Source organism: Butyrivibrio sp. FC2001 (genome assembly GCF_000424125.1).
In the GTDB taxonomy this organism is placed as follows: Bacteria; Bacillota; Clostridia; order Lachnospirales; family Lachnospiraceae; genus Butyrivibrio.
The window spans coordinates 1-8908 of sequence record NZ_KE384132.1; the positions used below are offsets into that span (position 1 = coordinate 1).

Here is an 8908-nt window from a genome sequence, read left to right on the forward strand (position 1 = left end):
AGGATATCTGAGAGGAGCTGTCCTTAGTACGAGAGGACCGGGATGGACGGACCGCTGGTGTATCAGCTGCATCGCCAGATGCATAAGGCTGGGTAGCCAAGTCCGGAAGGGATAAACGCTGAAGGCATCTAAGCGTGAAGCCCCCCTCAAGATGAGATATCCCTGCTTCGGCAGTAAGACCCCTTAGAGACTATGAGGTAGATAGGCACAAGGTGTAAGCATGGTAACATGTTCAGCTGATGTGTACTAATAGGTCGAGGGCTTGTCCAAAAAGGATATAGAACAAAAATAACGGATCAAGATGAAATTCAGTGTTCGGTTTTGAACGCACAAATAATGGTTATGATAAGGAGATAGTCTTTATGACTATCTTTTTTTGTATATCCAATAATATTTTGAATGGGGAAAAGAAGATGCCGGCTTATTTTTCAATCGATATCAGTATCAGGGGAACTGATGGCTACAATGGCATGTATGCCGATTTTATTGATATTCTTCAAAAAGAGGGGATTAAATTTTTTAGCGGTAGCTGGGAATTTATGGATGAACCTCTTGATTCTATTATTTCCTGGAATGAAAAAAAGCTCATGGATAAATTTGAGCTTGGATATGATGAGCATTTTTCGAATGATTACAGACAGATTTTTCTTGATTTTCACGGATTCTCCGAGGTAAGAGCTTTTATTATGTATTTAACAGAATACGATGAGTATAAATTCTCGATTATTATTCCTGAGGATGAACTTCTGAAATGGGATAATGGAAGAGTGACCTACGATCCGGATATTCTGGAGGATTTAAAGAAGGTTATTACTGACATCTGGGAATGGGGATGTGTAGCGGCAATACAGACTACACTTGAGTTATCAGGTGATATAACACATATAGAGGAGCTTGAGATTGGTGATAGGCCCTCTATTATGCCGCTTTGTGCTATTCCGAAGTCATTTATGAAATTTGAGCTTGAGGAAAATGATAAAGCGATTGATATTAACAGACAGGGTATGCTTATAGAAAGTATTTAAAAGTTTAGGAGGAGCAGATGTTTCAGATTAGGGATGTAAGACTTGAGGATGCTACAAGATTGTTGGAAATATACAGCTATTATGTGACGGAGACAGCTATTACCTTCGAGTATGATGTACCATCAGTTGAGGAATTTACCGACAGGATAAAAAATATTTCTGCTAAATATCCATACATTGTGCTTGAGGATGAAGGTGTAATCTACGGATATTCATACGCAGGTACCTTTAAGGCAAGAGCGGCTTATGATAAGTCCTGTGAACTCACAATCTATCTGGACAAGGATTGTAAAAAGAAGGGCTATGGAAGAGCTTTATATGAAGCTCTTGAAAAGAGACTATCCGAAAAAGGCATTGCAAATTTATATGCATGCATAGGCTATCCTGTTGTTGAGGATGAGTATCTTAATAGAAACAGTGAGCAGTTTCATGCACATCTGGGATTTTCCAAGATTGGTACCTTTTATAAGTGCGGATACAAATTTGGAAGATGGTACAACATGATATGGATGGAGAAGCTTATAGGTAATCATGGCTTAAAATCTGAGCGAATTGATCTGTGGGAGGATGATGAATATTCATATCCGCTGGCCTTTGGATTTAAGCCTAATATGGTCACCTATTTGCATAATGATGGTCAAAAGCATCCGTGTATGGTAGTTATTCCCGGAGGAGGCTACTGCGTAGTTTCACCTACCGAGGGAGAAATTGTTGCCAAGAAATTCTACAAGATGGGATACAATGCTTTTGTTGTTACCTACACAACAAATATTCTGTTCAAGGAACCACTAATGGATCAGCCTATGAAGGACGTATCCAGGGCAATCAGACTTATACGAAAGGATGCTGATAAATACGGCATATATACTGATAAGGTTGCAATTTGTGGCTTTTCAGCAGGTGCGCATCTGAGCGGATCTGTAAGTGTACACTTTGATGATGTTAAGGATGATAATGATGAATTAAATACTGTAAGCAACAGACCGGATGCGGCTATTCTTTGTTATCCTGTTATCACATCAGGTGAGTTTGCACATAGAGACTCCTTCAATGCACTTATTGGTGAAGAAGCTGGGGCAGATAAGCTTGAGTATTTTTCATTGGAAAAGCAGGTGACAAAAAATACTCCGCCTACATTTCTCTGGCATACAGCGACTGATGATCTTGTACCGGTGCAGAATAGCTTGCTATATGATGAAGCCCTTACTAAAGCGGGAGTCAGACATGCACTTCATGTTTTCTCATTCGGGCATCATGGTCTTGGACTTGGTGATGAAGACTGGGCAAATCATAGATTTGGCGAACCTTATACATACGAACAGACATTTAAAACTGTAGAAGCTGTCAAAAATAATGAGGTTGAAGTATCTGATGAAAAAAGAGAAGAACTTCTTAGGGATTTTGCAGAAGTAAAATACTGGCCTGATGTCACATATCCCGAAATAGTGATGTGGCCTGAGCTTGCTGATGCATTCTTAAGGACTGTTTTATAAAATAAAAAAATTATAGTTATTTAATAATATGGTGCTCCTATGCAATTTATAATGATTGTATAGGAGCTTTTGTTGTTTAAAGGGGGCAACAGTGCTACGTAAAATTGTGAATAATAAAATGGTGATGCTTCCGGTTATGATGGCTCTGTTATCGTTAGTCCTTATTGTGTTTGGAAGCAGTATCCTTATAACCCCAAAACGATTTCAGTTTGAAAAGCTTGATAGCGGCTGGGCAGTCAGCCGTGATGGTGTCCTATTGCCTTCTGACAGACTCTCAGATATTAATCTTGGCTATACCAGAAGGGGAGAAACAATATCATTGTCCACTACAATACATTGCGCAAAGATTGTGGCACCTACCCTGATGTTTAAAACCGGTTATGCCGTTGCAGACGTATATTGTGATGGGGTAAATATTTATTCTTATGGGCATGAATATTATGATAAAGGTAAATATGTTCCAAAGAGATATCATCTTGTAGCATTGGAGGAAGGCAGAGACTCCTATGATATAGTAATTGATTTAAAAATGGCTGAAGATGGTGCTGTAAAGGGAATTTATGCAGGCTATTTTGGATCAAGAAATGATTTGATAAAAAATTTTATTCAGCATAAGAGACTGGCTATATTCATAGGCGGTTTTCTGGGAATGTATGCCTGCCTGCTTTTTTCACTTGGAGCATATCTTTTTCTTTATCATGGAAAAAGATTTTCAATTATTTACAGTGCTGCTACAGCATTTCTATTTGGTTTCTACACTTATGCGTATAATGACATTTTCTGGCTTATAAGTGATCATGATTATTTCTTTTCAGTAGCGGAGTATGTTGCTCTGTATTTCGTGCCGGTTTCAATAAGCCTTCTTTTTTATTTAACTATTCCGGATATCGCTGTTTATTGGCAGAGGATAATTCTTGCAATTAACATAATTATGCCTTTTGTTCTTATTAGTCTTCACGTATTAAATATTGCGCATATACAGAAATATGTTCTGGTAGTTCAAACTATTGAAGTAGTAGAAATAGTAGTTCTCTTTTTATCTACTTTTCGTGGAGTGATAAAAAGACAAAAAAACAAGAGGGAATCTCCAACCTATACAGGCATTAATTCAGATGATTATTTATTGTTTGGGGGCTTTTTAATCCTTATTTTTGCGCTGCTGGAAATATTCAAGTTCTATTATTTACAGGGAACGGGAAAAGTGCAGGGATTTTTAAAGGATATAAATTTCCTTTCGCTTGGAGCACTGTATTTTACTTTCTGTCTGTTTATGTATTACTTCTTTCATGGTATTGAAAATTCAAATGCAGAGTACGTGAAGGAGCAGCTGGAAGGACTGGCATATACAGATTCGTTAACAGGGCTTGTAAACAGAGCAAAATGTATGCAGTATACCTCAACTGTTAAAGATGATTATGCAATAGTCAGCATAGATCTGGACCGCCTTAAGTATGTAAATGACAACTATGGGCATACTACAGGGGATGAAATGATAAAAAGCTTTGCTGATATCCTGAAAAAAGCATTCGTGAAGGCAGACATGATAGGAAGAACCGGTGGAGATGAGTTCATAGTTGTTTTCCAGAGTCCGGATAAAGATAGCTGCGACAAAGCTGTCAATGAACTTGAAAAAATGATGAAGGAATTTAATGAGGGAGAAAGAATGTATAAGTTATCTGCTTCCTATGGTTATGCCTATAGTGGCGAGGCAGATAATGCGTCATTCGATGACATTTTTTATATTGCAGATTCAAGGATGTACGAAATGAAGGAGACGCATCATGCGTAGACGAATCCTTTTTCTTACAATTGCATTTATCACTTTTATTATTCAGATCATGATAGTTCATTATGTATTTCTCCCGGATAGTATGGAGAAAGTTACCATCCTGGATGAAGGGTGGGATGTAAACTACAATGATACATATTTCCATGACATAAGGCTTTCTGAACTGAGAAAACTTATTGGTAATTCTACTAATAAGGGAGATACTATCATTCTGTCCAGGGATATGAAGGGAATAAATAATTATCAGACACCGACCCTTCTTTTTGAGAGCAGATTCAGTGCATACAGAGTGTTAGTTGGTGACAGGATAATTGAAGAAAAATTTGAAGACCTTTTGAAGGACAATAAATTTGTAGGGTGTGACAATAATTTTATTCAAATGCCCACGGGAGTTGAGTCTTCTATTATCAGGATTGAGCTGCATGTGGCAGAAGATGATGCATATAACTACTTTGAAGCTCCAATTTTTGGAAGCTATATGGATGTGCTACATTATACTATTTTTTCAAATTTGTTTGTTGTTATAACCTCTGTTTTTCTCATCATTTTCGGACTTTTGTTTTTTGCTATAGCAGTTGCCTTTAGAAGTACTGTGCCAGAAATAGATATGCAGAGTTATTCATCGCTTCTATTTATCACTTTAGGAATATGGTTCCTTTCACAGTTTAAGCTTCTGGATTTTTTCATAGACACAGGGGACCATCAGACTGAGATAGAATATATTTCTCTTTACATTACAGTCCCTTTTATGTATATGGTTATGGGCTCCATGCAGAATTATTTGCATAGCAAATTGTTTTGGGGATTCGCATTAACAGGATCTATTGTGATAATGATTCCTATAATGAGCCACTTTTCAGGATGGCTTCATATAAATCGTTTTCTTGGTCTCTATCAGCTTGATGCCATGGTATTCTTCATATTTATGTTGATAATGCTCTTTAGGGATATAAAAAGAAAACGCATCACAAGATATCAGACTATACAGCTTGTAGGCATAACTATGTTGGCTATTGCTTTTCTGTTTAATGTGCTTTTCTATTTACTGGAGGTTGCAGGGATTTCTGAGCAGATTATACTGTCCAAAAAGGCGGTACCCCTTGGGGTTTTGGCGATGGTATTTGCAAACCTTGTAAACTATTACATTTACATAGCACAGTCCTTTGCACGGAAAAAAGAGTACAGTTCACTTACCCATCTGGCTTACGCTGATGGATTGACAGATCTGGCTAACCGATCCAGATACGAAAAATATATCGATGGCCTTTATAAAAAGGAAGATGATTTTTGCCTGATAAGCATAGACTTGAATGGACTAAAAGTCATAAATGATAATGCTGGTCATCTTATGGGAGATAAGTATATAAGAGAATTTGGGCAGGTACTGACAGAGTGCATGGAGGGAAAATGTTTTGCGGCAAGGATTGGTGGAGATGAGTTTGTGGTTGTTCTCACAGGTGATGAGCTATTTTCTGCAGAACAATTTATACGCGAAATGAACGAAAAACTGGAAAGAATGAATGCTACTGATCACAGCATGATTAGGAGCGCAGCTACCGGATACGCTTTTAGAAGTGAAGTTGAAGGTAATGGTCATGAGGTTTATCTTCTTGCAGACGAGCGAATGTATAATAATAAAAGACATATGCATAAGGAGCTTAAAATGCCGGAAAGATAAAAACTATAAAGCTGATAAAATGATAATCGAAACCAATCTTGAAATGTATAAAAAACTTATAAACGAATTCTTAAAAGACAGTCAATTCACGGGTTTTTTGAAACTTTTCTATTTATTTTCAAATAGTATATGCTATACTTAATTAGGATATTAAATATATATTCAATCGGTTTTTAGTTTGTTTTTAATTGATTGCAAGTATCAATTTTTTCAAAGCGTGAGGTGAAAATATGGAATCGAAAATCTTGCTTGAAAATGGAACTAATGAACTTGAAGTTTTAGAGTTTAAAATTGACGATCATTGCTATGGAATCAACGTTGCGAAGATTAAAGAAATTATCGTTTATCAGGAAGTGACGCCAGTTCCGAACGCTCATCCAAGTATTGAAGGAATATTCATGCCCCGCGATACTATGATTACTGCAATCGATTTGCGTAATTGCTTACAGAGAGGTGCATCGAAACCGGGTGGACTTTTCATTATTACCAACTTTAATAAGTTGGATATTGCCTTCCATGTGGATGCTGTTGTAGGTATTCACCGAGTTTCATGGGCAGATATCATCAAACCTAACGCTACTATTTCCAAGGCTGAAGAGAGTATTTCAACAGGTATCATCAAGCTTGAAGAGAGACTGATCATCATCCTTGACTTTGAGAAAATTGTATCTGATATCAATCCTAATACCGGTCTTAATGTGGCTCAGCTCACAGATATCGGCACAAGACAGAGGAACGAAATCCCGATTGTTTTGGCAGAGGATTCACAGCTGCTTAATAAGCTGATTGTAGATTCCCTTAAGAAAGCCGGATATGACAATGTCAGACATTTTGAAAATGGTAAGCTGGCATACGATTATATCAAGGGCTGCAAAGACAGAGGACAGCTTGATAAGGTTAAATGCATTATCACTGATATCGAGATGCCTATCATGGACGGACACCGCCTGACAAAGCTTGTTAAGAGTGATGATGAAACGAAGCAGATTCCGCTTATTATTTTCTCATCACTGGTAAACGAGGAAATGAGAAGAAAAGGAGAGTCCTTAGGAGCCGACAGGCAGCTGTCAAAGCCGGAAATTGGTAATTTGGTTGCTGTAATTGATGAACTTGTTCATGCTGATGGCGATGCCAAATAAAGATATATGATGTAAATTATAACTCCCTTTATTGCTTCAGTTATGAAAATCAATTTTCAATGACTGCTACAATGAAGGGAGTTTTAGATTTTTTGGGGGAGATAGCAACATGAAGTCTAGGAACGAAGAGTATTTAGATGGACTATTGCAAGCATTAAAAAAGGATTCCAATTCGGGGATAGCAAAGACAAGCTCAGGTACAGATTTTGCGGAGACCGTTGATCTTGATGATGCTATAGAGGTTTCTTCTAATAACAGTGATCTCAAAGAAATTGGAGAAATGCTTGGCAAACTTGATAGCGGAGAACTGATGGATACAGGAATGAACCGAGTCCTGAAAGCTATTAGTGCGCCTGCTGATAAGTCTTTGCCTAAATACAAGATTGGGGATGATGTTCCGGAGGGGTATGAAAAAGATGCTGATGAGCTTGCGTTAGATGAAGCCATAGCCAGGGCAGAGGCTATGGAGCTTGAAGCGTCAAAAAAGAGCGCAGCGGAAGAATCTTTTATGGAAGTTGCGCCTGAAATTCTTATCGAGGATGATGCAAATGCATCTGGTGAGTCTGCTGAAGCAGATCCAACAAAGGCAATCTTGGATGATATGGTACCTGTAACTCCAGAGGAGGAGATGGGTACAGACAATTCATCTGCAGAAATTGCTCTGGATAATCTTGATCTTCCGGGTATCGAGTCTACTGAACCTATTTCCGAAGAAATGCTTGATATTGATGGCATGCTTGATAGCATGGATAATCCTGAGAAAATTCTGGATGATGATTCAGCAGAATTAAAAGCAGCAATCGGAGAAGGTGCACGCACGGCTCCTGAGAATATCGTGGTTGATGACTTACAGATTCCGGATGCGGTTGTTCCGGAAGCAGAGGAACCAGCACCTGAAGAAGCGATGTCAATTGAAGATATCGATAAAATGATGGCTGAACTTGGGGCTATGACAGATGAAGTGCAGCCCGCGGTAGAAGAAACTCCTGTGGTTGAAATGCCTGTAGAAGAAATACCTGTAGAAGAAATACCAGCAGCTGAGATTCCTGTAGTTGAAGAGCCTGCTGTGGATATGCCTATGGTTGAAGAACCTATGGCAGAAGCAACACCAGAGATCGCATTAGAAGATATACCAGAAGTAGAAATACCTGCAACAGAGACAGCATCAGAAGAAATGTCACCTGAAGACATTGAGAAGATGATGGCGGAAATGGGCATGGCAACAGAGGCAGAGCCGCCAGTTGCAGAGGATACACCTGCAGTTGAAATGCCTGTAGAAGAAACATCTGCAGCTGAGATTCCTGCAGTTGAAGAACCTGTTGCAGAGGAAACCGTTGCAGAAGCAACGCCTGAGATTACATTAGAAGATATACCAGAAGTAGAAATACCTGCAACGGAGACAGTGTCAGAAGAAATGTCTCCTGAAGATATCGAGAAGATGATGGCTGAGATGGGTGTAGCAGCTGAGGCAGAGCAGCCAATTGCAGAGGAGACCCCTGCAGTTGAAATACCTGTAGAAGAAACAGCTGCAGCTGAGATTCCTGCAGTTGAAGAACCTGTTGCAGAGGAAACCGTTGCAGAAGCAACGCCTGAGATTACATTAGAAGATATTCCAGAAGTAGAAGTGCCTGTTGCAGAGACAGCATCGGAAGAGATGTCACCTGCAGATATAGAGAAAATGATGGCTGAAATGGGTACTGCAGCAGAGGCAGAGCAGCCCGTTGCAGAAGAGACACCTGCGGTTGAAGAACTTGTTGCAGAAGAACCTGTGGCAGAAGCACCTG

At 38.9% G+C, this 8908-nt stretch carries 6 protein-coding genes and 1 rRNA gene; all 7 read left to right on the plus strand.

What is annotated here, in order from left to right; translation table 11 throughout:
* A 23S ribosomal RNA gene (locus G601_RS0113810) occupies positions 1-270 on the plus strand; the annotation flags it as partial.
* Positions 271-362: 92 nt separating this feature from the next.
* Positions 363-1025 (plus strand): hypothetical protein, encoded by a 663-nt coding sequence (locus tag G601_RS25150; protein WP_051205850.1) that lies wholly within the window; start codon positions 363-365, stop codon positions 1023-1025.
* Between the two features lie 17 nt (positions 1026-1042).
* Positions 1043-2518 carry a GNAT family N-acetyltransferase gene (locus G601_RS27240; protein WP_081673531.1) on the plus strand — a complete coding sequence of 492 codons (1476 nt, stop codon included), beginning with the start codon at positions 1043-1045 and terminating at the stop codon, positions 2516-2518.
* Positions 2519-2624: 106 nt separating this feature from the next.
* Positions 2625-4307 carry a sensor domain-containing diguanylate cyclase gene (locus G601_RS0113825; RefSeq protein ID WP_207638057.1) on the plus strand — a complete coding sequence of 561 codons (1683 nt, stop codon included), beginning with the start codon at positions 2625-2627 and terminating at the stop codon, positions 4305-4307.
* Entirely contained in the window at positions 4300-5985 is a 1686-nt protein-coding gene (locus G601_RS0113830; protein WP_026665714.1) for a GGDEF domain-containing protein, read from the plus strand. The genes G601_RS0113825 and G601_RS0113830 overlap by 8 nt, the downstream gene beginning before the upstream one ends.
* A 230-nt stretch (positions 5986-6215) precedes the next feature.
* On the plus strand, positions 6216-7124 hold the full coding sequence (locus G601_RS0113835; protein WP_026493636.1) for a chemotaxis protein: 909 nt from the start codon (positions 6216-6218) through the stop codon (positions 7122-7124).
* A gap of 109 nt (positions 7125-7233) precedes the next feature.
* A partial coding sequence (locus G601_RS26525) for a hypothetical protein (protein ID WP_035790800.1) occupies positions 7234-8908 on the plus strand: 1675 nt, incomplete at its 3' end.

Excerpts from the sequence above, each read along its gene's own strand:
- G601_RS0113835 (WP_026493636.1), top strand. The coding sequence starts at position 6,216 with ATGGAATCGAAAATCTTGCTTGAAAATGGAACTAATGAACTTGAAGTT.
- G601_RS27240 (WP_081673531.1), top strand. The coding sequence starts at position 1,043 with ATGTTTCAGATTAGGGATGTAAGACTTGAGGATGCTACAAGATTGTTG.
- G601_RS25150 (WP_051205850.1), top strand. The coding sequence starts at position 363 with ATGACTATCTTTTTTTGTATATCCAATAATATTTTGAATGGGGAAAAG.
- G601_RS0113830 (WP_026665714.1), top strand. The coding sequence starts at position 4,300 with ATGCGTAGACGAATCCTTTTTCTTACAATTGCATTTATCACTTTTATT.